The sequence below is a fragment of the Streptomyces sp. NPDC003016 genome (assembly GCF_053591455.1).
Genome location: NZ_JBSFTV010000013.1, coordinates 114,237 through 140,504, shown reverse-complemented (window position 1 = coordinate 140,504; position 26,268 = coordinate 114,237). Strand labels below are relative to the sequence as shown.

Annotated in this window: 22 protein-coding genes and 1 pseudogene; 15 read left to right on the top strand and 8 right to left on the bottom strand. The window is 72.0% G+C overall.

Annotated features, from left to right (window positions below; genetic code table 11):
• Window positions 1-15 precede the first annotated feature (15 nt).
• The 3 genes from ACWDZ4_RS14030 to ACWDZ4_RS14020 all read left to right on the top strand — a co-directional run bounded on the left by ACWDZ4_RS14030 (window position 16) and on the right by ACWDZ4_RS14020 (window position 3,470).
• Entirely contained in the window at window positions 16-1,050 is a 1,035-nt protein-coding gene (locus tag ACWDZ4_RS14030) for a pyridoxal-phosphate dependent enzyme (RefSeq protein WP_451508630.1), read from the top strand.
• Between the two features lie 291 nt (window positions 1,051-1,341).
• Window positions 1,342-2,163, top strand: a complete 822-nt coding sequence (locus ACWDZ4_RS14025; protein ID WP_451508629.1) for a Rossmann-like domain-containing protein — start codon at window positions 1,342-1,344, stop codon at window positions 2,161-2,163.
• Complete coding sequence (locus ACWDZ4_RS14020; protein WP_451508628.1) at window positions 2,160-3,470, top strand: MFS transporter; 1,311 nt, start codon at window positions 2,160-2,162, stop codon at window positions 3,468-3,470. Before ACWDZ4_RS14025 ends, ACWDZ4_RS14020 begins: the two co-directional genes overlap by 4 nt.
• Before the next feature lie 618 nt (window positions 3,471-4,088).
• On the opposite strand, the gene ACWDZ4_RS14015 is transcribed toward ACWDZ4_RS14020, so the two are convergent.
• Both ACWDZ4_RS14015 and ACWDZ4_RS14010 read right to left on the bottom strand, forming a co-directional pair.
• Window positions 4,089-4,811, bottom strand: coding sequence for a TauD/TfdA family dioxygenase (locus ACWDZ4_RS14015; RefSeq protein ID WP_451508627.1), 723 nt, complete (start codon window positions 4,809-4,811; stop codon window positions 4,089-4,091).
• 86 nt (window positions 4,812-4,897) lie between these two features.
• Window positions 4,898-5,458 (bottom strand): annotated as a pseudogene (locus ACWDZ4_RS14010) (MFS transporter); the annotation flags it as partial.
• A 1,390-nt stretch (window positions 5,459-6,848) separates the two neighbouring features.
• Between ACWDZ4_RS14010 and ACWDZ4_RS14005 the strand changes: the two are divergent.
• From ACWDZ4_RS14005 to ACWDZ4_RS13970, 8 genes are all read left to right on the top strand, one after another.
• Window positions 6,849-9,014: a hypothetical protein gene (locus ACWDZ4_RS14005; protein ID WP_451508626.1), complete on the top strand. Its 2,166-nt coding sequence runs from the start codon at window positions 6,849-6,851 to the stop codon at window positions 9,012-9,014.
• 70 nt (window positions 9,015-9,084) lie between these two features.
• Window positions 9,085-10,593, top strand: a complete 1,509-nt coding sequence (pelF, locus tag ACWDZ4_RS14000) for a GT4 family glycosyltransferase PelF (RefSeq protein ID WP_451508625.1) — start codon at window positions 9,085-9,087, stop codon at window positions 10,591-10,593.
• Entirely contained in the window at window positions 10,590-11,951 is a 1,362-nt protein-coding gene (locus ACWDZ4_RS13995) for a hypothetical protein (protein WP_451508624.1), read from the top strand. Before pelF ends, ACWDZ4_RS13995 begins: the two co-directional genes overlap by 4 nt.
• A gap of 59 nt (window positions 11,952-12,010) precedes the next feature.
• Window positions 12,011-13,036 (top strand): SDR family NAD(P)-dependent oxidoreductase, encoded by a 1,026-nt coding sequence (locus ACWDZ4_RS13990; protein WP_451508623.1) that lies wholly within the window; start codon window positions 12,011-12,013, stop codon window positions 13,034-13,036.
• A 32-nt stretch (window positions 13,037-13,068) separates the two neighbouring features.
• Window positions 13,069-13,782 (top strand): nucleotidyltransferase family protein, encoded by a 714-nt coding sequence (locus ACWDZ4_RS13985; RefSeq protein WP_451508622.1) that lies wholly within the window; start codon window positions 13,069-13,071, stop codon window positions 13,780-13,782.
• 7 nt (window positions 13,783-13,789) lie between these two features.
• A complete protein-coding gene (locus ACWDZ4_RS13980; RefSeq protein WP_451508621.1) occupies window positions 13,790-14,692 on the top strand; it encodes an NAD-dependent epimerase/dehydratase family protein in 903 nt (300 codons plus the stop codon).
• 41 nt (window positions 14,693-14,733) lie between these two features.
• A complete protein-coding gene (locus tag ACWDZ4_RS13975; protein ID WP_451508620.1) occupies window positions 14,734-15,405 on the top strand; it encodes a spherulation-specific family 4 protein in 672 nt (223 codons plus the stop codon).
• Window positions 15,402-16,205 carry an endo alpha-1,4 polygalactosaminidase gene (locus ACWDZ4_RS13970; RefSeq protein ID WP_451508619.1) on the top strand — a complete coding sequence of 268 codons (804 nt, stop codon included), beginning with the start codon at window positions 15,402-15,404 and terminating at the stop codon, window positions 16,203-16,205. The genes ACWDZ4_RS13975 and ACWDZ4_RS13970 overlap by 4 nt, the downstream gene beginning before the upstream one ends.
• Before the next feature lie 603 nt (window positions 16,206-16,808).
• On the opposite strand, the gene ACWDZ4_RS13965 is transcribed toward ACWDZ4_RS13970, so the two are convergent.
• The gene (locus ACWDZ4_RS13965) at window positions 16,809-18,170 is read right to left on the bottom strand and encodes an FAD-dependent oxidoreductase (RefSeq protein ID WP_451508618.1); all 1,362 of its coding nucleotides are present in this window, start codon (window positions 18,168-18,170) and stop codon (window positions 16,809-16,811) included.
• A 205-nt stretch (window positions 18,171-18,375) separates the two neighbouring features.
• Here ACWDZ4_RS13965 and ACWDZ4_RS13960 point away from each other — a divergent pair, with 205 nt between their 5' ends.
• Window positions 18,376-18,819, top strand: coding sequence for a hypothetical protein (locus tag ACWDZ4_RS13960; RefSeq protein WP_451508617.1), 444 nt, complete (start codon window positions 18,376-18,378; stop codon window positions 18,817-18,819).
• 312 nt (window positions 18,820-19,131) lie between these two features.
• Window positions 19,132-19,494, top strand: a complete 363-nt coding sequence (locus ACWDZ4_RS13955) for an ArsR/SmtB family transcription factor (protein WP_451508616.1) — start codon at window positions 19,132-19,134, stop codon at window positions 19,492-19,494.
• Window positions 19,495-19,977: 483 nt separating this feature from the next.
• Here ACWDZ4_RS13955 and ACWDZ4_RS13950 read toward each other — a convergent pair whose 3' ends face one another.
• Together ACWDZ4_RS13950 and ACWDZ4_RS13945 are read right to left on the bottom strand one after the other, a co-directional pair.
• The gene (locus ACWDZ4_RS13950) at window positions 19,978-20,370 is read right to left on the bottom strand and encodes an ArsR/SmtB family transcription factor (protein WP_451508615.1); all 393 of its coding nucleotides are present in this window, start codon (window positions 20,368-20,370) and stop codon (window positions 19,978-19,980) included.
• An 11-nt stretch (window positions 20,371-20,381) separates the two neighbouring features.
• Window positions 20,382-20,711: an ArsR/SmtB family transcription factor gene (locus tag ACWDZ4_RS13945; protein WP_451508614.1), complete on the bottom strand. Its 330-nt coding sequence runs from the start codon at window positions 20,709-20,711 to the stop codon at window positions 20,382-20,384.
• A gap of 401 nt (window positions 20,712-21,112) precedes the next feature.
• On the opposite strand from ACWDZ4_RS13945, the gene ACWDZ4_RS13940 reads away from it, so the two are divergent.
• Window positions 21,113-22,231, top strand: a complete 1,119-nt coding sequence (locus ACWDZ4_RS13940) for a permease (RefSeq protein WP_451508613.1) — start codon at window positions 21,113-21,115, stop codon at window positions 22,229-22,231.
• Window positions 22,232-22,367: 136 nt separating this feature from the next.
• Entirely contained in the window at window positions 22,368-22,889 is a 522-nt protein-coding gene (locus ACWDZ4_RS13935) for an N-acetyltransferase family protein (protein ID WP_451508612.1), read from the top strand.
• 576 nt (window positions 22,890-23,465) lie between these two features.
• On the opposite strand, the gene ACWDZ4_RS13930 is transcribed toward ACWDZ4_RS13935, so the two are convergent.
• From ACWDZ4_RS13930 to ACWDZ4_RS13920, 3 genes are all read right to left on the bottom strand, one after another.
• Window positions 23,466-24,734 (bottom strand): ATP-grasp domain-containing protein, encoded by a 1,269-nt coding sequence (locus ACWDZ4_RS13930; RefSeq protein WP_451508611.1) that lies wholly within the window; start codon window positions 24,732-24,734, stop codon window positions 23,466-23,468.
• A 77-nt stretch (window positions 24,735-24,811) separates the two neighbouring features.
• On the bottom strand, window positions 24,812-25,147 hold the full coding sequence (locus tag ACWDZ4_RS13925) for an ArsR/SmtB family transcription factor (RefSeq protein ID WP_451508610.1): 336 nt from the start codon (window positions 25,145-25,147) through the stop codon (window positions 24,812-24,814).
• An 8-nt stretch (window positions 25,148-25,155) separates the two neighbouring features.
• Window positions 25,156-26,235, bottom strand: a complete 1,080-nt coding sequence (locus tag ACWDZ4_RS13920; RefSeq protein WP_451508609.1) for an inorganic phosphate transporter — start codon at window positions 26,233-26,235, stop codon at window positions 25,156-25,158.
• Window positions 26,236-26,268: the final 33 nt, after the last annotated feature.

The window sequence follows — 26,268 nt, the reverse complement described above, 5'->3', positions numbered from 1 at the left end:
GCGGGAGGACAAGACATGCACGAGCACATAGCCGAGGCCGTCAAGGAACCGGACGTCGTGACCGTCCCCCCGGGCGCGATCTGTCTGCGTTTCGAGACCATGAAGCTGTACTCGGCCCTCGGCGCCGTACGCCACCTGCTGGATACCGGGCAGGTCAAGCCCGGTGACACCCTCGTCGACAGCTCCAGCGGCATCTACGCCCACGCGCTCGCCCTGACCTGCCACCGCTACGGCCTCCACTGCCACATCGTCGGCTCGACGACGGTCGACCGCACCCTCCGTGTCCAGCTGGAGATCCTCGGCGCCACCCTGGAGCAGGTCCGCCCCTCCAAAAACCTGCGCCTGGACCAGAACCTGCGCGTCGAGCGGATCGGTGAACTGCTGCGCGAGAACCCGCACTACCACTGGATGCGGCAGTATCACGACTCCATCCACTACCTGGGTTACCGCGACGTCGCCGACCTCATCCGCAAGGAGGTCCCGGAGGGCCCGCTGTCGCTCGTCGGGGGCGTGGGCACCGGGGCGTCCACCGGCGCCATCGCCACGTACCTGCGCGAGGCGGGCCGGGACGTGGCGCTCATCGGGGTGCAGCCGTTCGGCAGCGTCACCTTCGGCGCCGAGCACGTCTCGGACCCGGACATGATCATCGCCGGTATCGGCAGCTCCATCCCCTTCCAGAACGTCCGGCACGACCTGTACGACCGCATCCACTGGGTGAACTTCGACTACGCCATGTCCGGCGCCGTCGAACTCCTGCGGGCCAGCGGCATCTTCGCCGGCCTGTCGGCGGGGGCCGCGTACCTCGCCACGCTCTGGGAGCGGGAGCGCGACGCCGGCAGGACGTACGTCTTCCTCGCCGCCGACACCGGACACCGCTACGTCGACAGCGCCTACGCCCAGCACACCGACGCCGTGGGCCTCGGATCGATGCGGCCCCATGAGGTCACAGCTCAGGACGGGTTGCGGCACCCGTGGTCGGCGATGGACTGGCCACCGACCGACAGCGCGCTGCTGCGGGGCGGTCCTGTTCTGGTGCCCGAGAGGGCCTAAGCGCCGCGGGACCGGTCCGAGCCCACCGGCCTGCCGGCGGACACCGGGCGTACCGATGTGAGCGGCGCGGTGACCGTCGAGGCACCGGCCGGTTGGGGGGCTGATGTTCCCGGGGCTCACCGTGCACCACTGCGGCCCCAACCGGACGACCCGGGGCCGGCGTTCTCCCCTGCTGCGCTTCCAGCCCGCCGGGCGCCCCGGGTTCCCGGCGCTCCCCTACCGGGCGGAGCGGCTCGCCGTCCTTCCCCCGGCTTCCCCTTCCTTCCGTCAACACCCCGAGAAAGAACCGACATGTCCCCTTCACAGCCGTACTCCGTACCCGAGCTGCAGCAGGCCGTCCTCGACGGCGCTTTCGGCCCCCGTCCGCAGGAGCTGACCGTCACCAGCGCCTTCTGGCTTCATCACACCACCCGGCTGGCCGGCACCCAGGTCACGTACCGCAACAGCTACCTGCTGATGAGGTCCGGCGACGCCTTCGGCGCCTGCTCCTTCGAGGCCGGCGAGGTCGCCCCCGACTTCTGTGCCGACGCCTCCGGGCACACCCTCGACACCCTCATCCGGCACGACTCGGCGCCGGTGCGCGTCGCCGCGCTCGACGCCTACCTCGGGCGCGTACAGCCGCATCGCAGCGCCCCGAACGCCGAGACGGTCACCCTGCCCACCGGAACGCCGGAGGAGCGCGCGCAGGCCAGGGATGCGGCCGTCGCCGGGCTCCTCGACATCGCACCCGGGGCGAAGGTCGCCCTCATCGGCGTCGTCAACCCGCTCGTCGCCGCGATACGCGAGCGGGGCGGTGTCCCGCTGCCCTGCGACTTCAACCTGCGCACCACCCACTGGGGCGACCCCGTCACCGACGACATGGCGCAGGTGCTCTCCGAGGCGGACGCCGTGGTCGCCACCGGCATGACCCTCAGCAACAGCAGCTTCGACCAGATCCTCGAACACTGCCGCAAACAGGATCTCCCGCTGGTGGTGTACGCCCAGACCGGCAGCGCCGTCGCGCGCGCCTTCCTGGGCGCCGGCGTGACCGCGCTGTCCGCCGAGCCCTTCCCCTTCTCCCAGTTCAGCGCCGACGCCACCGCGCTGTACCGGTACCGGGCGGAGCAGGCATGAGCAGCGAGACCCAGGGTGCCGCAACCTCCCCCGAGGCTCCCGGTAAGACCGCCGACACGGCCGCGGGGCAGGCTGTGGCGGGCGACGGAGCAGTACCGGGCGATCTGAGAATGACCCGCCTCCTCTGGCCGTTCATGCTCGCCTCGGCCGTCGGGCTGGTGCCCTTCACCATCTACAGCACCTTCCTCGTGCCTATCGCCCACGCGGCGGACGGCGGCGTCGCATCACTCGGCCAACTGCGCGGCCTCGGCGGACTCGCGGCCCTGGCCGTGGGCACGGCGCTGGCACCGCTGATCGACCGCGTACGCAAGGAATGGGCGGCTGCGGGCGGACTCGCCGTCCTGGCCGTTTCCGCCGCGCTCGGCGCGAGCGGTGATTTCCTGCTCCTGGCGGCGTTCTGCCTGCTCGTCGGCGCCGGCACGGCGGTACTGAACCCGGCGCTCACGGCGGCCGCCGCCGACCGCTTCGACAACGATGCCGCCGCGGGCCGCGCGGCGACCCTGATCACCGCCACCCAGTCGCTGACGGCCCTCCTCGCAGCGCCGCTCGTGGCCCTGCCGGCCCTGCTGTGGGGCTGGCAGGGCGACCTGTGGGCCATCGCCGCGATCTCGTCCGTGCTCGCCCTGTACTTCCTCCTCCGGGGCCGTCGCCGCGATGCGGACGGTGAGGCCGGGAAGCCGGCGAACCGGGTGGAGAGGCCGGGATACCTGGAGTCGTTCCGGCTGCTGGGAGCCCTGCCCGGAGTAGTCCCGCTGCTGTTGGTCGCCATGTTGCGGACGGCGGCCTTCATGGGATACCTCGCCTACCTGGCTGCCTTCTACGAAGAACGCTTCAGCCTCGGGCCCGAGACGTTCGCGATCGTGTGGACGCTCAGCGGCGCGTCGTTCTTCCTGGGAAACCTGTTCGCCGGACGACTGCTGAGCACCGAACGGCCGAGGATTCCCTGTGAGCGCCTGATGGCACTGGCGTTGCTGGTGGCGCTGTCCGCCCTGGTCGGCGTCTTCTTCACGCGGTCACTGTTCCTCGCCCTCCCGCTGACGGCACTGGTCGGCGCCGGACACGCGACGGTGGCGGCCTGCGTCACCACATTGCTCGTACGACGCTGCGGCTCCCTGCGCGGCACGGCACTCAGCGTCAACGCCGCCGGAATGAGCTTCGGTGTCTTCCTCGGCGCCGGGCTCGGCGGCGTGGGGCTCGCGCTCGGCGGGTACCCCGGTACGGCGGCGGTACTGGGCGGGCTGACGCTCGTGGCACTCGTCCTCGCCCGGGTGGTGGCCCGGTCCACTCCTGTGCCCGCCGCGGCCTGAGACACCGCCGCATGCCCCGCCCACGGCATGCGGTCGCTGTCGGGCCGGGGCCGGCGAGCCGCGGCAGCCCGCTCCGCAGGCCCCTGGCGTCGTCTCCGCCCAGGAACTCCCCGCGCTGGTGGGCGCGGCGGGCGTCCGCGCAGGGCTCACCACCGTGTACCGGGCGCTGCCGGACCTGGAGCGGGCCGGCACCGCCGACGTCGTACGGGACGACGTCGGCGAAAGGCTCTACCGGCAACGCCCGGACACCGGGCACCGGGCACCGGCCACCGTCATTACCTCATCTGCCGGCGCTGCCGCCGGAATCAGCTCCTGGACGCTGACGTCGTCGGGCGCCGGGGCACCGATGCCGTCCGGTCGACGGGGTTCGCGGGCGTCGAGCACACCCTCGAACTCACCGGAATCCGCGGGGGTTGCCGAAGCGGCGCGGACGACGGTGGATCCGGTGCCTCGCCGCCCTTCTGATGCCCGCGCCCGATCCCCGCGCCCGACCCCCGCACAGTCTGCGGTGGCCTGCGTTCCCGGGCAGCCGGGGCCGCGTGGAGGCGTGGAGCGGAATCGGGGCCGGTACGGGGTGGGTTCCCGCCCATTCCCATGACGCGCATCACGCATCGGCTTTCAGTGGGCGTCGGCCGTGCGCAGGGTCAGGATGCGCACGGTGCGCTCGCCGTTGTGTGCGTCCCGGCCGTGCCAGCAGCGGTAGTTGTCGAGGACGAGGATGTCGCCCTCGGCGAGCCGGAAGCGCGGCAGTGACGGTTCGAGACGGTGGACGGCTTCGTGGAAGCGGGCCAGCATGGCGCGTACGTGCCCGGTGTCCGGGTCGCGGTGCAGCGGTGCGGCGCCGCCGGTGCGGCGGACGATGCGCCGACCGGTGCGCGTGTACTCGACGTGCCGGCCGACGCGCGGGGTGGCGGGCAGTCCGCGCAGTCCTGCCCACTCGCCGTACAGGTCGACGTCGGTGCCGGTGAGGAAGTCCAGGAGGGCGGGGTCGGTTGACGCGAGGTCGTCGACGAAGCCGTACGCGTCGACGGCGAAGGAATCGCCTCCGGAGGGAGCGGGCCGGACGCACTGGACCAGGACGTGGTCCTCGTCGGGGTCGCGCCGCCTGCTGAGTACACCGCCGACGTCGACGACGACGTCGAGACTGTCGGCGTGCAGGTGGACCGGATCGCCGTCGCGCGAGGTGCGCACACGATGCGGGAACAGTTCGCGCAGGCGGCTGCCGAACAGGTGGGCCGCGGCGACGAACAGGGCGTCCGGGGTGTTCTCGTGGCCGGTGAGGACGACCGCTCCGTCCTGGGTCAGCAGGGCGCGGGCCTCGGGTGCACGGTCGGCGGGCACGCGAGTCGGGACGACACCCGCGGGTGCGGCGGACGCAGAGGGGTGGAGAGTGTGGCCGGGTGAGTGCGTGGTCGGTGACAGCCGGTTCATGTGGCGCTCCTGGTCTCCTCGTTGGCACGGGAGGCGGGTCGGCGGGAGAAGTGGCGGGCGGTGGGCACAAGGGCGGCGGCGGCCGGTGCGGCGAAGCAGGTCAGAGCACAGACCGCAAGGACACCCCGGGTACCGAAAGTGTCGATGACGGGGGCGACGAGGGCGAGCCCGAGCGGGGCGGGGCCGTAGGAGAGCAGGAAGTCCGAGGAGGACACACGGGCCGGCCTGTCCGGGGCGACCTCGCGCTGGGTGGCGGTGAACCGGGGCACGTTGAACAGCTCGATGCCCATCCCGGTGACGGCGTGGGCGGCCATCACCACGACGGGGTGGACCGGGAACATCAGGCTGAGCGGGGCGAATCCGTGGGCGGCGGGGCCCGCCAGGGCGGTCCGGCCCGCCGAGCGCGGGCGCCGGCGGGCGATGAGCAGGGCCGCGGCCAGCGCCCCGGCGGTGCGGGCCGTCATCGCACCTGCGAGCACGGCTTCGGTGCCGTATTCGTCGCGGCTGGACAGAGGCAGAGCGACACCGGTCGCCGAGTAGCCGGTGGCTATGCCGGCCGGTCGGTTCCTGGGCAGGGCCGGACTGGCCGCGAGGGCCGGCCGCGGGGGCTGCCCGCGGATCCGCCGCGCCGACTGTCAACAACCGCTGCGTTCCGGGCTGTCGGCAGCCGACAGCGCCCGGCGGGATACCGGTTCCCACCGCCGCGCCGGCTCCGAGACCAGACTGATGAAAATCATTGCCGGTAGAGTGGCCCTCGGCTCACCCGTACTCTGCGCAGACCAAAATCCCCCGCCTTTCCAGCCCTGAGGACCAGTACGCCGTCCCTTACACCTCGGCGTCGCTCTGGCCGCGCCGGCTCCCACAGCAGTCGGCTGCTCCTCTCCGGGGGGGGATCCTCCGGCGACGGCTCCGCGGACAAGGCGACCGCGCAGGTAGTGCCCACGCGCCGCTGCTTGAGTTCGAGGCTCCACACCTCGCTGGTGCGCGGGCCGGTGCCGCCGGCCCGGCTCAGTGGGCGGGCCGAGGCCGCACGGTCGTGATGGACGCCGACCGTCAGCTGGAGATCACGCGGCTGGGCCCCCTCGATCCCCAGGGCACACCCGGCGTCGTCCAGTAGCCGGATCGCCTCCAGGCACGAGCGGCACAGGCCGTCCGCGATCGGTCTCCAGGCGGCCGCAGTCGCGGGCTTCCTCACGCACACCCCGGCAGTGAACTCGCCCACTGCGTACTCGCAGGAGCCGTCGCCTTCGGCGCCACCGCCGCTTTCGCCTATCGGGTGACCTGCTCCAGAGCCGCAGATGGACGCCCCTCGCAAGGCCCGCCCTCCACGAGGGACCCGAGCACCGGCCCGCAACCTGGTGCAGCACCCCCGGTCCGGCGTACGCCGGGAGAGGTCGGGGTGAGAGCACGGGTGTACGCCGGCACTCGCCAGAGCGCCACGGTGACCAAGACGCCCGCATCATCCGGTTGCCGAGTGCGGCACCGAGGCGCCGCCAGGTGGACGGGTTCCGGCCGAGGGCGGGGCGGGTAGCCGTGGCATACCCGGCCGACGCACTTTCCTGCATGGCCGCACCGATCCTGTCCGGGCGTCCGGGCTGGCTGAAATCGGTGGCCGACTCCCGAAAAGTTTCTGTGGACTGGACCACCTGAGTGTGCCGGTCAGCGCGGTAGGCGCTTTCAGCGCCCTTGAGCTGTGGCGGAGAGGCGGAACCTCTGCCGCCGGGGGCTCCGCAGGCGTTGCCGGAGGGGCTACCGATCGGGCCTGGAGATAGGCGGGACAGGTTTGTTTCGCGCCAGGTTTCACGCCACCCTCACAGAAACTCCATGCTTGGCCCCACTATGTGATCCGACAGAGCGGGACACAGGCGGCGGCTGGCCGAACGCCCGTCTCGCCGGGGGCAGGGCATGCCCATCACACCACCGGCATGCCCTTCCGGGGAGGGACCCATGCACTTCACAAGCCGTACGGTCCGATGGGCCGCGAGATCCACACTGTCCGCCGCGCTCGTACTGACGCTCTTCACGCCAACGAACGCGGCCGCGGCGGCCCCGGCGGCACCGCGCATCGACCTGAACGTCCTCGTGGTCGGAGACGGAGGTCCTGCCACCGCCGCGATCGCCGCCGAACTTGACGGCGCGGGAACTCCGTACACGACCGTCGACCTGACCCGCCAGGACCGCCCGGTGATCGACAGCGGCTTCCTCTCCGACACGCTCGACGGCCGGCCACGCGCCAAATACCAGGCGGTGGTGCTCCCCAACGACAATCCGTTCGGGGCCGGTTCGAAGGAGATGGAGGCGCTCGTCTCGTACGAGAAGACCTTCGCCGTTCCGCAGGTCGACGCCTACACCTACGCCCGGCCCGAGGTCGGGCTCCACCACCCGGCCAACGGCGGTTACAGCGGTTCACTGGACGGCGTGCGCGCCGAGGTGACCGCGGCCGGCGCCGCAGGCCCCTTCGGCTACCTCGACGGCGGCATCCCCTTCGAGGACAACTCGCCCTCGGTCGGCGAGAGTTACGGTTATGTCGCGAAGGCCCTGCCGGGAGCGGACTTCACCAGTTACGTCGAGGCTCCACTGCCGGGCACATCGGAGCGGGGTTCGATCGTCGGCGAGTACCGCCACGACGGCCGGCGCGAACTGGTCGTCGGCTTCGTCTACAACCAGTACCAGCAGCAGTTCCGGCTGCTCGCCCGCGGCATCGTGGACTGGATGACCCAGGGCGTGCGGCTGGGCGCGTCCCACAACTACTTCGCGGTCCACGTCGACGACGTCTTCGCCGCGGACGACCGCTGGGACACCGAACTCAACTGCACCCCGGGCGACGTGGACTGCGCCCCCGGACAGGGCGGTGAGCCCGACCCGATCCGCATGACGGCCGCCGACGCGCAGTACGCGGCCGAGTGGTCCGCGGCCAAGGACTTCACCCTGGACCTGGCGTACAACGGCGGCGGCAGCGAGCTCTACAAGGAGGAGCACGGCGGCACCGACCCGCTGGCGCAGCGGCTGACCGCCGACAGACACACCTACCGGTGGATCAACCACACCTACAACCACCCCTTCCTCGGTTGCGTCCAGGACGTCACGGTCGTCCCCTGGGTCTGCGCCAAGAACCCCGACGGAAGCACCAAGTACGTCACCCGCGCGGAGATCTCCTCCCAGATCAGCGACAACCGCGCCTGGGGACAACGCGCCGGACTGCCCCTGGAGAACAGCGAGCTGGTGACCGGTGAGCACTCCGGGCTGAAGATCCTGCCGCAGCAGCCCGACGACAACCCCCACCTCGGCCCCGCCCTCGCCGACAACGCCGTCACCTGGCTCGGATCCGACAACTCCCGCGACCGCGGCCAGCGGAAGGTCGGTCCGGCGCTCACCGTGCCCCGCCACCCCATGAACGTGTTCTACAACGCGGGCCGCACCACCGAGCAGATCGACGAGTACAACTGGATCTACACCCGGGCCTCCGACGGCGGCAGCGGCATCTGTGAGAGCGCCGCCGGCACCACGTGCCTGGACGAGCCGCTCGATACGGTCACCGGTTACACCGACTACATCGTGCCGCTGGAGGTCCGCATCGGCCTCGGCCACGTCCTCTCCAACGACCCCCGGCCGCACTTCATCCACCAGTCCAACCTCGCCGAGGACCGCATCGCCTACCCGGTGCTCGACCGCGTCATCGACGACTACGCCGGGCTGTACGCCGCCAGCACTCCACTGGTCAACCTCCGCCAGCAGCAGATCGGCGCGGAGCTTCGCGACCGGGCCGCCTGGAACACCGCCGTCAAGGCCGGCCGGGTGACGGCGTACCGCGTCGGCGACACCGTCACCGTGCGGGCACCGAGCGGCGTCCGGGCCACCGCCACCATGCCCGCCGGCACCCGGCAGGACCTGCTGCTCGGCTCCCAGGCCTTCGGCAGCCCGTACGCCGGATCGCTCGCCGGCTGGGCCTCGCCCGCGCTGCTCCAGGACCGGGTGACGCTGACCCTGCCCGCCGCCACGCAGGCCGCCACTGCGGACGGGGCGGACCGGGCGGACCCGGTGCAGCGCAGCGCGCCTCGCCTGCCCGTGCCGGCCGGGGTGCGCCAGAGGGTGCCGTACGGCGTCACCGGCTGACCCGCGCCCCGACCGACCGCACGTTTCCGGCCCAGACGGCGCCGGCATCTCCACGGGGGACCAACTCGTCATGCCCGATTTACTCCGCGTGCCGCCGTCCGGTGCGGCCCGGGTCACCCTGCTCACCGAAGGCACCTACCCGCACAGCCACGGCGGCGTCAGCGTGTGGTGCGACCAACTCGTCCAGGCCATGCCCGACTTCGACTTCCGGGTCATCGCGGTGACCGGCACCGGCCGGGAACCGCTCGCCTGGGAGCTGCCCGGCCACGTCGCACCGCCCGTCACCGTCCCCATGTGGGGCCCCGACCCGGTCGGCAGGGCGCCGCGGGGGCGTCGCCGACGACAGCTCATGGCGGCGTACGAACGCTTCCTGACCGCACTCCTCGATCCCCGCGCCGAGGACCGGTTCGGGCCCGCGCTGCACGAACTGGCCCGGTCGGCCAGAGACGGTGAGCTGGCCCCCGCCCTCCGCAGCGACCAGGCCGTCGGCGTCCTGACCGCCGTATGGAGCCGCCCGGGTCTGCCGGTGCACGCGGCCCGGCCCACCCTGCACGACGCCCTGACCGCCACCGACCTGCTGGAGCACGCCCTGCGCCCGCTCACCGCCGCGCCGCCGGAGCACGGCGTGTCCCACGCGGTGAGCGGCGGCCTGGCGGTACTGCCCGGACTCGTCGCGCGGCGCCTGCACGGTGTGCCTCTGCTGCTCACCGAGCACGGCGTCTACCTGCGCGAGCGCTACCTCGGTTACCGCACGGGCCCGTACCGGTGGCCGGTCAAGGCGCTGCTCCTCGGCTTCTTCCGGCTGCTCGCCGAGGAGACGTACCGCACGGCGGACCTGATCACCCCGGGCAACCGCTACAACCGGCTCTGGGAGGAACAGGGCGGCGCCGCCCCGGAGCTGATCCGCACCGTCTACAACGGCGTCGACCCGGCGGCCTTCCCGGCCGCCGGGCCCGAGCCGGACGTCCCCACCCTCAGCTGGGCGGGGCGGGTCGACCCGATCAAGGACCTGGAGACCCTCATCCGGGCCTTCGCCCTGGTCAGGGCCGAGATACCGGACGCGCGACTGAGGCTCTTCGGCGGCACCCCGCGCGGCGGGGAAGCCTACCGGGAGCGCTGCGAGGCGCTCGCGGCAGAGCTCGGGCACGCCGACGCCGTCGTCTTCGAGGGCCGGGTCGACGACATCCGCGACGCCTACGCGGCGGGCAACGCCGTGATGCTCTCCAGCATCAGCGAAGGCTTCCCCTTCACCCTGATCGAAGCCATGTCCTGCGGGCGGGCCACCGTCTCCACCGATGTCGGCGGGGTGCGGGAGGCCGTCGGCGACACCGGCCTGGTCGTGCCGCCCAGGGAACCGGAGGCCATGGCCCGCGCGGCCCTGGAACTGCTCCGCGACCCGGTGCGCAGGGCCGCCATGGGAGAGGGCGCGCGGCTGCGCGTCATCGAGCAGTTCACGCTCCGCCAGACCGTCGACACCTTCCGCTCGATCTACACCGAACTCGCGGCCGGAGGACCGGCGAGCGGTGCGGCCGGGTCCGCCGTACGGCGGGAAGACCTGCGCGTGGGAGTCCTCGCATGAGCGGCCCGCTGCGCCTGCTTCCGGGAGAGGGCGACAGCCTGCCCGCCCTGCCCCGGCAACGGCAGGGCGGCAGAAGCCGGCCGAGCTGGGCCGCCGACCCGATCGACGGACTCGCCGACCGGCTGATGGAGCCGGTGTCCGCCGCCGTCCACCCCTACGAGGTCGCCGCGCTCCTGGAGTCCGACGGCCTGACAGGAGATCAGATAGGAACGCGCTACGGACGCCCGGGTCTGTTCGCCCTGGCCGAGGACCTGTACGCCCGGGTGCCCCGGCACTACCCGGAACCGCCGCCCGCCGCCGACCCCTGGCGCCCCGACCACCTGCGGTGCGCCCTGCGCGGACTCGTCTTCGCGCTCCCCGGACTGGCCTACGTGCTGGGCTCCGGGCTGTGGGGCGGCTCGCGCGCCGTCACCGGGCTCGTCGCCGCCGGGCTGGCGGCCTGGGCGTGGAACCAGGCACTCAGCCACCGGGCCTACCTGCGGCTCGGTACCGCGGGCCCCGCCGCCGCGGGCCGCGCCCTGCGGCTCGGCGCCCCCCTCGGAGCGCTGGCCGCCACCATGGCCGGCCTGGTCCTGGCGGGCCCCGGACCGGCCGCGGTCTTCGCCGCCGGGCAGTCCTGCTACCTGGGCGCGGCGACCGTACTCCTCGTCCTCGGCCGCGAACGCGCCCTGCTGTCGGCGCTGTTGCCCCTCGCCGGGGGCGCCGCCGCCACGCTGTGGTGGCAGCCACCCACCGCCGTGGTGACGGCTGTGCTGCTCGCCACCGTCTGCCTGGCGACGCTCGCGGCCGCCCACGGGATCCGCGCCGCACTGCGTTCGGACACCGTGCCGGCCGGCGCCGCGCCCCCGCTGCTGCGCTCCCTGCCGTACGGACTGTTCGGCCTGGCGGCCGGGGTGCTCGCGATGCTCACGGGGGCAGTGGACCCGTACGCCGTCGTCGTCCTGACGCTCAGCATGGGCTTCGCCGAGTGGCTGCTCTACCGCTACCGCGGGCTCGCCGTCGCCGCTCTGCGCGCCAGCACCGAACCGCGGGGCTTCACCCTGCGCGCCACCCGCGCCCTGGCGCTGTGCCTGAGCGCGTACGTCGCCCTGCTGGCGGCCGGCGCCCTGCTCGCCGGGGCCGGCCCGGCCCCCCTGCTCGGGCTCGGGGCGGTCCTCTGGACGGCCCTGCTGCTCCAGGCGTTCGGTGTCGCCTGGCCACCCGCGGCGGTCTGCCTCACGGCTGCCGCCGCCGAAGCCGCGGCCACGGCCGCCGGGTTCTCCTCAGGGTCCGCCCAACTGGTCTGCCGGACCGCAGCGGCTCTCGTCCTCCTGTTCCTGGCCTGCCGGGTCCTCGGCAGGCCCACGGCGCACCGCTGAACCCCCGCGCCCCGCTTTTCCCGCCCCGTGCCTCCCATCCCCGACAGAGGAGCGTCCCCGTGACCGCACCGCTACCAGCGCCCGCACCAGCACCCTCACTCGTCGCCGTCACCGGCGCCGAGGGCTTCATCGGATCCCACCTCACCGAGGCGCTCGTCGCGGCCGGCCACCGGGTCCGTGCGATGGCCCAGTACAACTCCTTCTCCTCCTACGGATGGCTGGAGACCCTCTCCGCCGAGACCCTCGGCCAGGTCGACATCGTCCTCGGCGACGTCCGCGACCCCGGCTCGGTCAACCAGTTCGTCGAAGGCGCCGAGGCCGTCTACCACCTGGCCGCCCTCATCGCGATCCCGTACTCCTACCAGGCCCCGCACAGCTACGTGGACACCAATGTCACGGGCACCCTCAACGTCCTCGAAGCCGTGCGCAGGCAGGGCACCCCACGCCTGGTGCACACCTCGACCAGCGAGACGTACGGCACCGCGCAGACCGTGCCGATCACCGAGGACCACCCCATCAGCACGCAGTCGCCGTACGCCGCCTCCAAGGCCGGCGGCGACCGGCTCGCCGACAGCTACCACGCCAGTTTCCAGACGCCCGTCGTCACTCTGCGCCCCTTCAACACCTTCGGTCCGCGCCAGTCGATGCGGGCGGTCATCCCCACCGTCATCGGCCAGGTCGCGGCGGGGGAACGGACCGTCACCCTCGGGGACCTCCGGCCCACCCGTGACTTCCTGTACGTCAAGGACACCGCCCGCGCCTTCCTCGCCGTCGGCACCGCTCCCGCCGAGGCGGTCGTGGGGCGGACCTTCAACGCCGGCACCGGCGGTGAGATCTCGGTCGGTGAACTCACCCGCCTCATCGGCAAACTGATGGACGCCGACCTCGACGTACGCGAGGACGAACAGCGCATCAGGCCCGCCAACTCCGAGGTGATGCGGCTGGTCGCCGACGCCTCGCGGCTGCGCGCCGCCACCGGCTGGCAGCCCGGGCACGACCTGGAGCAGGGGCTGGGCCACACCATCGACTTCTTCCGCGACCCCGGCAACCTGTCCCGCTACAAGACCGGCATCTACAACATCTGAGCTCGCCCGCACGCGACGTACAGGGGACTTCCATGCATGCAGTGATCCTCGCCGGTGGCAAGGGTGTCCGGCTGCGGCCGTACACGACGGCGCTGCCCAAGCCGCTCGTGCCCATCGGCGACCAGCACGCGATCCTGGAGATCGTGCTCCGCCAGCTGGCCGCCTGCGGCTTCACCAGCTGCACCATAGCCATCGGCCATCTCGGCCACATCATCCGCGCGTACGTCGGCAACGGCTCCCAGTGGGGCCTGCGCGTGGGCTATTCGACCGAGGACAGCCCGCTCGGCACGATGGGTCCGCTGCTCACCATGATGGACCGGCTGCCCGAGGACTTCCTGGTGATGAACGGCGACATCCTGACCGACCTCGACTACAGCGAGGTCATCCGGGCGCACCGCGCCTCCGACGCCCCGCTGACCGTCGCCACGTACGCCCGCAAGGTCGCCATCGACTTCGGCGTCCTGACCACCGAGGGCGGCCGGGTCGTCGGCTTCGCCGAGAAGCCGAGCGTGGACTACCGGGTCTCCATGGGCGTGTACGGGCTCTCCCGCGAAACCCTCGCCGGATACACACCGGGCCTGCCGCTCGGCTTCGACGAACTCGTCCTCGACCTGCTCGCGGCCGAGAAAGCCCCGCACGCCTACGAGTTCGAGGGCTACTGGCTCGACATCGGCCGCCCCGACGACTACGACCGGGCCAACGCGGAGTTCACCACCCACCGCGGCCTGCTCCTCAAGGGGGCGTGAACGGGACATGCGCATCCTCGTCCTGGGTTCCACCGGATTCCTGGGCAGGCACACCGCCGAGCAGCTGCGCGCCCTGCCGGGCGTGCGGCTGCTCGCCGGCGGCCGGCCACCGGCCGCCGGCGTGCCGCTCGACCTGACCACCGCCCCGGAAGTCCTCGCGGCCGCGCTGCGCGCCGCCGCGCCCGATGTCGTCGTCAACTGCGCGGGCCTGGTGACCGGCAGCGCCGTGCAGCTCACCGACGTCAACGCCCGCGGACCGGCCGCGCTCTGCGAAGCCCTGCGCGCGGCGGTGCCCGGCGCCCGCCTCGTCCACCTCGGTTCGGCCGCCGAGTACGGACCCACCGCACCGGGCGGGGCCGTCACCGAGGACGCCGCCACCCGGCCCCAGGGGCCGTACGGGGCCACGAAACTCGCCGGCACCGCCGCCGTGACCGCATCGGGCCTCGACGCCGTGGTGCTGCGCGTCTTCAACCCGGTCGGTCCCGGCGCGCCGTCCGCCGGGCTGCCCGGCCGGCTCGCCGGGGAACTGCGCCGGGCGGGCGAGACGGGCACCGTACGGGTCGGCGACCTGTCGGCGTACCGCGACTTCGTCGACGTACGGGACGTCGCCCGCGCCGCCGCCCTCGCGGCGACGGTTCCCGGACCGCTGCCCCCCGTACTCAACATCGGCAGCGGCCGGGCCACCGTCGTCCGCGAGATCGCCCACGGGCTGGTCCGGGCCGCCGGGTTCCGCGGCACCATCGAGGAGACCGGCGGCGGATCCGCCCGTTCGTCCGCGGTCTCCTGGCAGTGCGCGGACATCGCGGCGGCACGCGTCGCGCTCGGCTGGCAGCCGCAGCGGAGTCTGGCGGACTCACTGTCCGGCCTGTGGCAGTGCCTGCCCGCGGCCCCTGCCCCGGCCATCCGGTGAAGGTGAAACCGCAACCGCAACCACAGCCGCAACCACCGCCGGTGGCCCCGGCGAAGCTGCTCGTGCCCATGTATGTCCACCCCGCCGTCGATCCCGGCGCCTGGCGGGCACTCGTCGAGTCCGCGCCCCTGCTGTACGGCGTGGTCCTCAACATCGCGGACGGACCGGGCACCGCGCCCGATCCGTCGTTCGCCGCCGCCGCCCGCGCCCTGCGGGCGGCGGGGGTGGCGCTGCTCGGGTACGCCGACACCGACTGCGGCCACCGGCCCCTGCGGGCCCTCACCGCCGACTTCGACCGCTACCGGGACTGGTACGCCACCGACGGATTCTTCCTGGACCAGGCCGCCTCCGAACCGGGCGCGGTGCGCCACTACCGGCGCATCGCCCGGGCGGCGCGCTCCAGGGGCGGCCGTACGGTCGTCCTCAACCCGGGGGTCCACCCGGCCCCCGGGTACGCGGCGGTCGCCGACCTGCTGGTCACCTTCGAAGGCGACTGGACCGCCTACTCGGAGGCGCCCACCGCACCGCCCTGGACCGCCGCGCACCCGCCGGAACGCTTCTGCCACCTCATCCACGGCGTACCGTCCGGACTGTGCCCGCTCGCCGCCCGCACCGCGGCTCTGCGTCGCGCAGCCGTGCACTGCGCGGTACCCGGCCACGGCCCCAACCCCTGGTCGCTCCTGCCGCCCGTACTGCACCGGGAGGCTCCATGAACCGCTCGCGCCTGCTCTGCCTGCTGTTCCTTCTCGCCCTGCCGGCAGCCTGCTCGGCCCCTGCCCCCGCACCCGGTCCGGCCCCTCCGCCACCGCACGGCAGGCCGTGGCGGCCGCCTGTCGGTACGGCCTGGCAGTGGCAGCTCGACGGGCGGCTCGACCACCGGGTCGACGTGCCTGTCTACGACATCGACGGATTCGAGAACGACGCGGAAGCGGTACGCCGTCTGCACAGGGACGGCCGCAGGGTCATCTGCTACCTCAACGCGGGCGCATGGGAGTCGTTCCGCCCCGACCGCCGCGACTTCCCGGCCGCCGTCCGGGGCAGGGGCAACGGCTGGGCCGGTGAACGCTGGCTCGACATCCGCCGCCTGGACGTACTGCGCCCACTGATGGCCAAGCGCTTCGACATGTGCCGCGACAAGGGCTTCGACGCGGTCGAGCCGGACCTGATGGACGGCTACCTCAACGACACCGGCTTTCCCCTGACCGCCGCCCACCAGCTCGCGTACAACCGCATGCTCGCCGGCCTCGCTCACGCTCGCGGCATGTCGGTGGGCCTGAAGAACGACTTGCCGCAAATCCCCGAACTGGTCGCGGACTTCGACTTCGCGGTGAACGAGGAGTGCGCGCAGTACGGCGACTGCGCGGCGCTCGCTCCCTTCGTCAAGGCCGGCAAGGCGGTCCTGCACGTCGAATACGCCGTCCCGGTCGGCGACTTCTGCGAGCGCTCCGCAGAGCTCGGCCTCAGTTCGATGCGCAAGAGACTGGACCTCGGAGCGTGGCGCCAGCCGTGCTGACGGGCACCGGCGTCCGCCCCGGACGGGAGGTTACGGCTACGCGCCGGCGTCGTGCGGGACACGCAGCCGTGTGCGGAGCGACTCCTGGCCGGCCGTGCCCGCCCTGGCCGCCAGTCTGTCGAGCCTGCCGCTCGGGCGCCGGCAGCCTCCGCACACGGCACGGCCATCGCCCCCGAGACCCGCAACTACCGCTGCCTGCGGCGCTGGGCCTCCAGCGGGCCGAACGAGGCCCAGGGCCCCATGCGCTGCCGCACCTACCACGAGAGCCCGAACGCCATCACCGCGTGGAAGGCCGTCCACCCAACGCCAGCGGGGACAACTACAAACAGGTCATCCAGGTCATCGCCGGGCGAGAACCGCCACTGAACCGCTGCAACCGGTCGGGCCCGGGGGGTGCTGGTGAGCACCCCCCGGGCCCTCACGCGTGCACGTACGGGCGTCCTTGGGTCATTCGCCGGTGGGCGGGAGGCAGCACCGGTACGGTGGCCGGCTCGAAAGACACCGGCCCGCTGCCTCCACGAGGAGCTGGCAGTACGGCGCGTGGCCGCGACCGGACCCCCGTCCCGGTCGCGGCCACGCCGGCGTGAGTTGTCGGCACGTCGGTCAGCAGCCGCCGGTGGAGATGGCGGGGGCGCCGACGGTGAGCGTGGCCGGAGCGGCGCAGCATCCGCCGCCGGCCTCTTCAGCTGCGGGCTGGTCGAAGAGGCCGGCGCCACCGCAGACTCCGGTCTCGGGAAGGGTGAGTTCGACGCGTTCGGCGGCTTGCTTGTCACCGGCCAGGGCGGCGGCGATGGAGCGGACCTGCTCGTATCCAGTCATGGCGAGGAAGGCCGTGGAACGGCCGTAGCTCTTCATGCCGACGAGGTAGACGTCCTTCTCCGGGTGGGAGAGCTCGTTGACGCCGTGCGGGTGGACGGTGCCGCAGGAGTGCTGGTTGGGGTCGATCAGTGGCGCGAGCGCGACCGGGGCCTGGAGGCGCTCGTCCAGGCCGAGCCGCAGCTCGGACGTGAAGGAGACATCGGGGCGCAGGCCCGTCAGAACGATGATCTCGTCGACCGGGTCCAGGCGCCGGCCGTCCTCGGAGACCAGCACCAGCTGGTCGCCGGTCTGCTCGACGGCAGCGGTGCGGAATCCGGTGACCGCGTCGGCGTACCCGTCGTCGACGGCTGCCTTGGCGGCAAGGCCGAGTGCCCCGCGGGCGGGAAGCTGGTCGGCCGCGCCGCCGCCGAAGGTGGAGCCGCTGATGCCGCGGCGCAGGATCCACACCGAGTGTGTGTCTTCCTCTTGCCCGGCGAGGGCGGCGAGGTAGGCGAGGGCGGTGAACGCGGAGGCCCCGGAGCCGATGACCGCGGTGCGCTTTCCGGCGTACCGGGCACGCGTACCCGGGTCCGTGAGGTCGGGGACGCGGTAGGTGACCTGGGCGGCTGCCGCTCTCTCGCCCCTGGCCGGAAGGCCGTCAGCGCCGATGGGTCCGGGGGTGGACCAGGTACCGGAGGCGTCGATCACAGCGCGGGCGAGGATCCGCTCCTCGGTCCCGTCGGCGCGCTCGACGCGGACGGTGAAGGGCTGCTGGTCGCGGTCGGCGTCTACGACTCGGTCGCGGCCGAGGCGGGAGACGCCGGTTACGGCGGCGCCGTAGCGGACCTTGTCACCGAGGACGTCGGCGAGCGGCTGCAGGTACGTGTCCGCCCAGTCCGCGCCCGAGGGACAGGTGGCGCCGTCGGGTGCGATCCAGCCGGTCGGGGCGAGAAGCTTCTCGGCTGCCGGGTCGACGACTTCGGCCCAGGTGGAGAAGAGCCGCACGTGCCCCCACTCGCGCACCGCACTGCCGGCGGCGGGCCCGGCCTCCAGAACCAGGGTTTCGACGCCACGCCCGGCCAGGTGGGCTGCGGCGGCCAGGCCGACGGGGCCCGCTCCGATCACGACGACAGGCAACTGGGTCCGGTCGGTGGTGTGGGTGTTCACGGCGACTCCCTGAGCTATTTCGACATCCGTCGATCTCTTGCGCTGCCAGCCTCACACTTGATTCGACAACTGTCAACATAGACATCCATCGATTTTAAGAGGTCCTCAGTGGAGCGTGTCGACGTCGCCGTTGCCGTTGCCGGGGGCGGGGGCGGCCAGTCGGGTCCGGCCGCGGCCCGCAGCCTGCCGGGAGGGGCTTCAGCCCGTGATCCTGGAGGCGTCAGCACAGGCAGCCGGCTCTTGGCCGCAGCACTACGACAGCCTCACCCTGTTCTCACCAGCGGCGCACAGCCCACTCCCCCGGCTGCCGTTCGGCGGCAACCCGGACCGGTATCCGCACCGGGACGAGGTGGTGGCCTGCCTGCTGCGGTATGCCGAGCAGTGGGATGCCGACACCCGCACGGGACAGCGGGCCTCCTCCGCACATACGGACGGCGGGGCTCCACGCTCCAGCTTGCTGACGGGCGAGTCCTCGGGGCGCGAGCGGCGTCACGGCCACCGGCGGCTCCGGCCGGCCGAACCGACCTCCCCGCCGGGGTTCGACACGTTCGCCGGGGCGGTCCTGCACGTCTCGGAGTACCGGACGCCGGAGCCTTACTCCGGACAGCGGGTCGTGGTCGTCGGCGCCGGGAACCCGCCGTACAGGTGACCTCCGAGCTCGCCCAGGTCGCGCGCGTGAGCCTTGCCAGCCGATCCGCGATCCGCAATCCGCAATCCGCAATCCGCAATCCGATGGTTCCCGCAAAAGCCCCCGGGCCGCGACTTGCACTTCCGGCTGACGATCACAGGCCTGGACACCGCCCCGCTCAGCCACTTCCAGTGCCGACCGGCCACCATGACTGTCATCGGCGTCTTCGCGGGGGGTCCGACATGACACCCGGCGCATGGCACGCCGCCCGGCTCGGGACCTGCGTCAGCTGTAGCCCTACCCACCTGGTTCGACGTATGTCAAAATAAAAGCATGTCGAATGTGAAGGTGCTGCCGCTTCTGGAGCCCGGCGTTGAACCGTGCTGCCCGCCGCTGAACGAGCGCCCCTTGACGGCCGAGGAGGCCGAGCGGACGGCAGTGATGTTCAAGGCGCTTGGCGATCCGGTCCGACTGCGGCTCTTCTCGGCCGTCGCCTCCCATCAGAGCGGGGAGGCGTGCGTCTGCGACATCTCCGACGTGGGTGTCTCCCAGCCGACCGTCTCCCACCACCTGAAGAAGCTCAAGGAAGCGGGACTGCTCTCTTCCGAACGGCGCGGCACCTGGGTCTACTACCGGGTCGAACAGTCCGTCCTCGCCGCCATGGGACAGATCCTCACCAAGGCGGCCACGGCCTGACCTGACCATGGGAGCCTCCACAGTGCGTCCGCCGCCGCCATCGAGGTACCACTCACCGCAGCCCGGGCCGGCGAGGCTGTAGTGATCCACCAGGCGTCGAGAAGCCCCCCGCTGGCGACTTCTCGATTCCGGGGTCACCAGCAGGAAGGGTCGTCGACAGACTCCGAGAGCGAGCGCCGGCCGACAGAGCGGACGCCGGAGCGCTGCGGTTCCGGCCGGGCGGACGGTGGGCTGGAGATCGGCCGGCCTCGCTGCGGGCCATGCGACGTAGAGGGATGCAGAGATGCAGAAGCGTCGCGGCCCAGCCCATGGGGACCGGCAGGGCTCGGGTGCACGACCCCGAATCGGTCGGCGTGGCCCTATCCGGTCCGGCGGAAGCCGAGCCGTCTCCCGGGCCCGGTCATCGCCTCAACGCCGGACCTCGAGACCCGGATGAATGCGCTCGCGTCTTCGGGGTCCGCGGCAGCATCACGCGCGCCACCCTCAGGCGCTCTGCGCCGTGAACACCTTCTCTTCCGTGCGAGCGAGCTCGGTTTCGGTCAGGAAAGCACCGAGGGCGGCGAGCGCTCCCGGGGCCGGGCGGTAGTACACCCAGGTGGCGCGGCGTTCCGAAGTGAGCAGACCTGCTTCACGGAGCTTTTTCAGGTGGTGGCTGACCGTGGGCTGGGAGACACCTACGTCCGCGATGTCGCACACACATGCCTCGCCGGCCGGATGCGAGGCCACCCGCGAGAGGAGCCTCAGCCTCACCGGATCAGACAGTGCTTTGAACATCCCGGCCATCACCTCCGCCGCCCCTTCGGACAGCGCGGCGGTCGTGATGGGCGGGCAGCAGAGGAATGCGGGGCCGGATATGCGGGCGCTCGCGTCAGGCATGGGTCCGCTTCTCAGGCCGAGGCCGCAGGGCGGCCCATGACGGCATCGGCCGCGCTGGGGAAACAGGCGACGCAGGCGACGTTGATCGAGTAGAGCATGGACGTGCCCTGGCGCTCGCGCAGGACGAACCGCACGTCGGCGAGCAGCTTCAGGTGGTGTGACACCGTCGACTGTCCGACGCCCACCCGGTCCACGATCTCTCCGACATTCATCGGCCCAGGTGCGAGGGCGAGAAGGTTGAGGATCTGTACGCGCGTGGGGTCGGAGAGGGCCTTGAACCACGTCGCGTAGGACTCGGCCGTGCTTCGATCGATCAGCTGGGCATTCATTGTACCGCTCATGATCCATCGATGTTATTCGATGACTGGGTACGAGGGCAAGGCTGGTGGCGGTTGAGAAACGGGAGGCCGCGGCCGCCGCGGGAGGCAATCCGCCCCGTCGGCGCGGCCGAGCGCTCGACATCAGGACGCCGACGCCCATCGTCGGCGTCCTCTCACACCGCTTCCGGCCTGGGCCGACCAGGCGCTGCCATCGACGAGCAGGACCGCCCCGACCCACGCCCGGTCCTGCTCGCCGATGGCAGCGCCCCATAGGCATTGCCGCGCCCATCTTTAATCGTCTATCATCGATATTCGATTAAACGAGGTGTTGACGAAGCCTCCTCGGCGGTGCTCCACGCCTTCCGTGCGTCCCTCACGGCGCCGCCTCCTTCTCGCGTCACCGTCTCAGAGAGGTTTCCCCCATGGGCGAATTGCGGGCTCTCAGCCTTTTCGTTCTGCTTGAGGTACTGCACTACCTTCCCTGGTTCCTGGTCGCCATCGTCCTTGGAATCGCCGTCCAGCGGCTGTCCATCGACGTGGTGGCCCGCCGCAGCTTCGCCCAGGGGAACCGAGGGGTCCTCGGTATCGCCATCGTCACCGCCATCGGTGCGTTCAGCCCCTTCTGCTCCTTCACTGTCATTCCCCTGATCCGCCGCTTCCTGATAGCCGGCGTACCTCTCTCCGCGGTCATGGCCTTCTGGGTCGCCTCTCCTTCCATGGACCCGGAGATCTACGCCCTGTCCGCCGCCCAGTTGGGTTTCCCCATCGCGACGGCGCGCCTGGTCGGCGCCCTCGTGCTGAGCTTCGGCGCGGGTCTTCTGGTGCTCGCGCTGGAGCGCCGGGGACGGTTCGCCAGCCCTCTGCTCGACAGCACGGCAGCGGCGCCTGCCAAGTCGTGCTCGGAGACCGAAGTGCCCGTGACGGAACCGGCGTGCTCGGCAGCGAAGTCCCCGGCGCCCGCGACAGTCACGGTCGGAGGCGGCACGTCGGGCGGCGGTTCCGAGGACGGCTGCGGAGGTACGGACGCGATGCCCGACCCGGCCGCCGGCTCCTGTTCTGCCGCGCCGGCGCAGAACGCCGCGGACGACGACGGCACGCCGTGGCGGGTCCTTGTCCGGCGCGACATCAAAAACCTTCGTGCGGGTGAGATCCTCAGGGAGATCTGGAGCGACTCCCTCATCCTGGGCCGGTGGCTCCTGCTGGCCATCGTCCTCGAGGCGGTCATCGTCCGCTACGTTCCCACCGACTTCGTGTCCAGCCTTCTCGGCACGGACGGGGCCTTCTCGGTCGTGCTCGCCGCTCTCATCAGCGTCCCGCTCTACCTCAACGGTGTCGGCGCGATCCCCGTCGTCGAAGGCCTGCTCGACCAGGGCATGGTGGCCGCGGCGGGTGTCACCTTCCTTCTCGGAGGGGCCGTGACCACGATCCCCGCGATGGTCGCGGTGAAGAGTGTCGTGAAGACAAAGGTCTTCGTGTTCTACCTCGGGGTCGGACTGTTGGGCAGCACCGCCATCGGTCTCGTGGCACTGCCGCTCCTCTGAGTAACGTTTCCCGGCGGGAAGCCCCTTCGGCCCCTGCGGCGCGGCTACGACGCCCGCCGCAGGGGCACTGTCATTTCAGGCACAACGACCAGTGGTACACGCCGTGTGCAGCACTCGCGGTGGTGAAGGAGAAACCGTGGAAACGCAAGCGCCGTCTTCGTCGGAGCTCGTCCTGGTCCCTATGACGCAGGCGCATGCCGCCGATGTCCTGACGATCTACCAGCAGGGGATCGACGAGGGCGACGCCACGTTCGAGACACGCGCTCCGGTCTGGAGCGCGTTCGACGCCTCGAAGCTGCCGGCCCACCGGCTGGTGGCACTGGACCGCACCGATCGTCGGGTCGTCGGCTGGACGGCCGCCTCACCCGTCTCGGCGCGCCCGGTGTACGCAGGGGTGGTCGAGCACTCGGTCTACGTCGCCCCCGCCGCACGGGGCAGAGGAGTGGGGCGCGCGCTGCTGGGGGCGCTGATCGACTCTACGGAGAGGGCGGGGATCTGGACCATCCAGGCAGGGATCTTTCCGGAGAACGCCGCCAGTGTGGCGCTGCATGAGGCGGCCGGGTTCCGTGTGATCGGCCGGCGGGAGCGGGTGGCCCGCCACCATGGCGTGTGGCGGGACGTGGTGCTGATGGAGCGTCGCAGTCCCACGATCGGCTGACGCCGGCGGCGTCGTAGTCGGTCACCAGGGCGACGTCCGGTGTTGCCGTGGGTCAGGACGCGAAGCGGCCGGTGGGGGGTGCGGTCGAGCACGGTGTCGACGGCGTGCTCGACCCTCGTCCGGTTCGTCGTGATGTCTTCCTGGAGCATGGCTGTGGCCTCCCGCAGCACGGCGTCGGCGCCTTCCGGCACCCGCTCGAGTGCTCGTTGCACGGCCCAGGCCGGGTTGACGGCCGCGGGGCGGGCCGCGGTGAGGCGCTGCGCGTCCAGGTGCACGACTTCCGCGCAGTTGCCGGCGGTGCCGGTCGGCAGTGCTCGAAGGCGGACAGAGCGACGCCCATGGCGCCCGCCGGCCCGATGGCCGGTGCGCCGCGGACCGCGAGGATCGCCATCGCGTCGGTGACGTCGTCCACGGTGGTCAGGCGCAGCACCCGTCGGTCAAGGGGCAGCGCTCGTTGGTCGAGCGTGACGATCGCGTCGCCGTCCCGGCGCAACGACGGCTGGGCGGCTGGCCTGCTCACGGGCGGCTGCTCCTCATTCGGCTCGTTCGGCGACAGGGGCGGCGTGGGCGCTTGTGTCAGTCGGTCAGCGGTCGGCAGCGGAGCTCGATGAGGGCCTGTGGGGCGGCCAGATCCGCGGCCACCTGCTCGGCGTCCTCGCCCACGGCCACGACGTAGCCGTAGCGGTTCATGTACGCCCTGGGTGGGAGGGCCAGTCGGGTGCCGGGGCCGGCCGTGGCGACTGCGCTGTGCACCGTGGGCCCGAACCGGTCGGTGTGGACGCTCACCTCGACGGCTTCGCAGTCGGCCTGCGGGTACAGGAAGCGCACGGCGGCGGTCCTGTGGGTCTTGGGGGCGGTGTCGGGGGTGAGGCCGGCGGCCACCTGGGCGGCTGCGACGGCCGGGTCGGTGCCGGTGGCGAGCATGCCGATGTAGGGAATGAAGTCGCCGCCGAGACGGGCGTTGATCTCGACGAGGCGCGGGCCCCTGGGGGTGAGTTTGAACTCGGTGTGGGTGGCGCCGTGATCGAAGCCGAGAGCCTTGTGGATGCGGTGCAGTTGATCCAGGAGTTCGGGGTCCTGCAGCAGGGGGTCGGTGGCGTCGACCGTGTGGCCGGTTTCCTCGAAGTACGGTTCCATCCCGAGCTGCTTACGCGCCACGATCATGGGCGTGCACACGCCGTCGACGACGACCGCGTCCACGCTGATCTCCGGTCCGGTCAAGAACTCTTCGACCAGGACGTCAGCGGCGTAGCGGGGCACTCCGGGGTAGTGGGCGGAGCTGGCCGCCTCGAAGGCCGCCTCGACGCCTTCGCCGTCGTCAGCGCGGACGACCCCGAGGCTTCCGGCGAGGCCGCGCGCTTTGATCACCACCGGGTAACCGGTCGCGTCGGCCGCCGCGCGGGCCTCTGCGGCGCTGGAGACGGGTGTGCAGGCCGGCTGCGGGATCTGAGCTGCGGTGAGCACGGCCCGGGTGGTCGCCTTGTCACGGCACGCGAGTACGGCCTGCGGGGCGCTGCCGGGCAGACCAAGGGTCTGAGCGAGCTGCGCGGCGGCGTGGACCAGGGACTCGTCGTAGGTGAAGACGCCGGCGACCGGGAGCTGCTCCATGACGGGGCGGGCCGCCGCCAGCAGTTCGTCGGGGTTCTTGGTGTCCAGCAGGGTGGTGCCCTCGGCGTACTGCAGCTGCCAGGTCGCCTCGTGGGCGTCGAGCAGCCACAGGCGGAAATGCTGGGAGACCGCCGCGACGATGTACTCGCGGTAGCGGCGGTCACCGCTGCCGATGAGGAGGAGTACGGGGCGCTCGGGATCGGCAGCGGACGGACGGAGCGTGGGTGCGGCGGCCATGGCAGGAACCTTTTCTTGACGTGTGGCGACAGGGGCCGGGTCCGTCGGACGGCGGGCGTTGCCCAGGCGGTCGGGCGTCAGCCGGGACCGGCCTGCGGACGGGGTCGGGCGGGAGATCCGAGGAGGATGCCGACGGCGCGGGGAAGCCGGGTGATGCAGCGGGCGTTCACGGCGTACAGGATGTTGGCCCCCGCTCTGCGCCGGGTGAGGAGCCGCACGTGGTGAAGGATTCTGAGGTGGTGCGAGACGGTCGACTGGTGGAGTTCGAGGTGGTCGACGATCACGCCCGCCGGGACGGGCTCTGGCCGGCCGCTGAGGAAGCGCACGATGAGAATGCGCGTCGGGTCGGCCAGCGCCCGGAACCAGCGGGCGTACTCCTCGGCGGTCGTCCGTTCGCATGAGATGTCGGGCACGGTGATCCTTAGCGGACCACCAGGAAGACAGCCGCGGCGACGGCCGCGGCGACGGGGGGCGTGACGAGCCAGGCGATCAGGAAGTGCCGGAGGGTCTTGCCGCTGAGCCGGCTGAGGTTGGGGCCGGCGGAGCCGGCGATCGCGCCGGTGGAGGTGTGGGTGGTGGACATGGGCAGGCCGTAGCCGGCGCCGAGGCCGACGAGGGTGGCGGTGGTGAGGTTGGCCAGGAAGCCTTCCTTGTGGTTCATCTTGATGACGCCTTCGCCCAGTCGCTGGGCGATGCGCATGCCGCCGGTGATCGACCCCAGAGCCATGGCTCCGGCGACGAGGAGCATGATCTGCCATGTCGTCATTCCGGCCGGGACGAGCGCGAAGGCGCCGATGGCCACGATCTTGGGGGTGTCGTTGAGGCCCCGGGCGAACCCGGTGGCGCCGCTGGTCAGCCAGTGGGCGGCAGTGAGCACACGGTTGCCGGAGGGGCGCGGGGCGTCGGTCTGCTGTGCGGTGACGCGCTCGGGGGCGAGTACGGCCCCGGAGCCGTCGGCGGCGCCCGTCCCGGGCGACGACGGCTGCACCGTGGCGGCCGCGTCGCGTTCGGAGGCGCGGCGGCTGGTGCGGCTGAAGACCAGTGCGAGCACGAGCGAGATGCCGTAGGCGACGCCGACGCTGGTGAGCAGCGGAATGATGAGCTTCTGCGGGATCGCGGCCCAGGCGATGCTGTCCGAGGCGAGCAGCAGACCGGCGCCGAGCAGCGCACCGATCAGGGCGTGGGTGGTGGAGACGGGCAGGCGCAGGAGGGTGGCCAGCGCCACCCAGCTCACGGCACCGGCCAGTACGGCTACGGCGAAGGCTTCGGTGGGCTCCGCGGTGACGATGCCCTTGGAGAAGAGCTTGGTCATCTTTTCGGCCAGTGCGAGGGAGCAGACGCACCCGGCAAGGGTGGTGACGGTGCCCCAGATGATGGCGGTGCGGTACTTCGTCACGCCCGCGCCGGCCAGGGTGGCGACGCCCTTGGGTACGTCGTTGCTGCCGTTGGCCGCGGCGAGTGCCGCGACCAGGACGAAGACGAGTACGACGGTGAAAGACATGGCGGTGCCTCCGGGAGTGGAGGCCGCGGCGGT

What these genes read in the sequence shown, in the direction of transcription:
- ACWDZ4_RS14030 (WP_451508630.1), top strand. Translation starts at nt 16, where the DNA reads ATGCACGAGCACATAGCCGAGGCCGTCAAGGAACCGGACGTCGTGACC.
- ACWDZ4_RS14025 (WP_451508629.1), top strand. Translation starts at nt 1,342, where the DNA reads ATGTCCCCTTCACAGCCGTACTCCGTACCCGAGCTGCAGCAGGCCGTC.
- ACWDZ4_RS14020 (WP_451508628.1), top strand. Translation starts at nt 2,160, where the DNA reads ATGAGCAGCGAGACCCAGGGTGCCGCAACCTCCCCCGAGGCTCCCGGT.
- ACWDZ4_RS14005 (WP_451508626.1), top strand. Translation starts at nt 6,849, where the DNA reads ATGCACTTCACAAGCCGTACGGTCCGATGGGCCGCGAGATCCACACTG.
- pelF (WP_451508625.1), top strand. Translation starts at nt 9,085, where the DNA reads ATGCCCGATTTACTCCGCGTGCCGCCGTCCGGTGCGGCCCGGGTCACC.
- ACWDZ4_RS13995 (WP_451508624.1), top strand. Translation starts at nt 10,590, where the DNA reads ATGAGCGGCCCGCTGCGCCTGCTTCCGGGAGAGGGCGACAGCCTGCCC.
- ACWDZ4_RS13985 (WP_451508622.1), top strand. Translation starts at nt 13,069, where the DNA reads ATGCATGCAGTGATCCTCGCCGGTGGCAAGGGTGTCCGGCTGCGGCCG.
- ACWDZ4_RS13980 (WP_451508621.1), top strand. Translation starts at nt 13,790, where the DNA reads ATGCGCATCCTCGTCCTGGGTTCCACCGGATTCCTGGGCAGGCACACC.
- ACWDZ4_RS13970 (WP_451508619.1), top strand. Translation starts at nt 15,402, where the DNA reads ATGAACCGCTCGCGCCTGCTCTGCCTGCTGTTCCTTCTCGCCCTGCCG.
- ACWDZ4_RS13955 (WP_451508616.1), top strand. Translation starts at nt 19,132, where the DNA reads ATGTCGAATGTGAAGGTGCTGCCGCTTCTGGAGCCCGGCGTTGAACCG.
- ACWDZ4_RS13950 (WP_451508615.1), bottom strand. Translation starts at nt 20,370, where the DNA reads ATGCCTGACGCGAGCGCCCGCATATCCGGCCCCGCATTCCTCTGCTGC.
- ACWDZ4_RS13945 (WP_451508614.1), bottom strand. Translation starts at nt 20,711, where the DNA reads ATGAGCGGTACAATGAATGCCCAGCTGATCGATCGAAGCACGGCCGAG.
- ACWDZ4_RS13940 (WP_451508613.1), top strand. Translation starts at nt 21,113, where the DNA reads ATGGGCGAATTGCGGGCTCTCAGCCTTTTCGTTCTGCTTGAGGTACTG.
- ACWDZ4_RS13930 (WP_451508611.1), bottom strand. Translation starts at nt 24,734, where the DNA reads ATGGCCGCCGCACCCACGCTCCGTCCGTCCGCTGCCGATCCCGAGCGC.
- ACWDZ4_RS13920 (WP_451508609.1), bottom strand. Translation starts at nt 26,235, where the DNA reads ATGTCTTTCACCGTCGTACTCGTCTTCGTCCTGGTCGCGGCACTCGCC.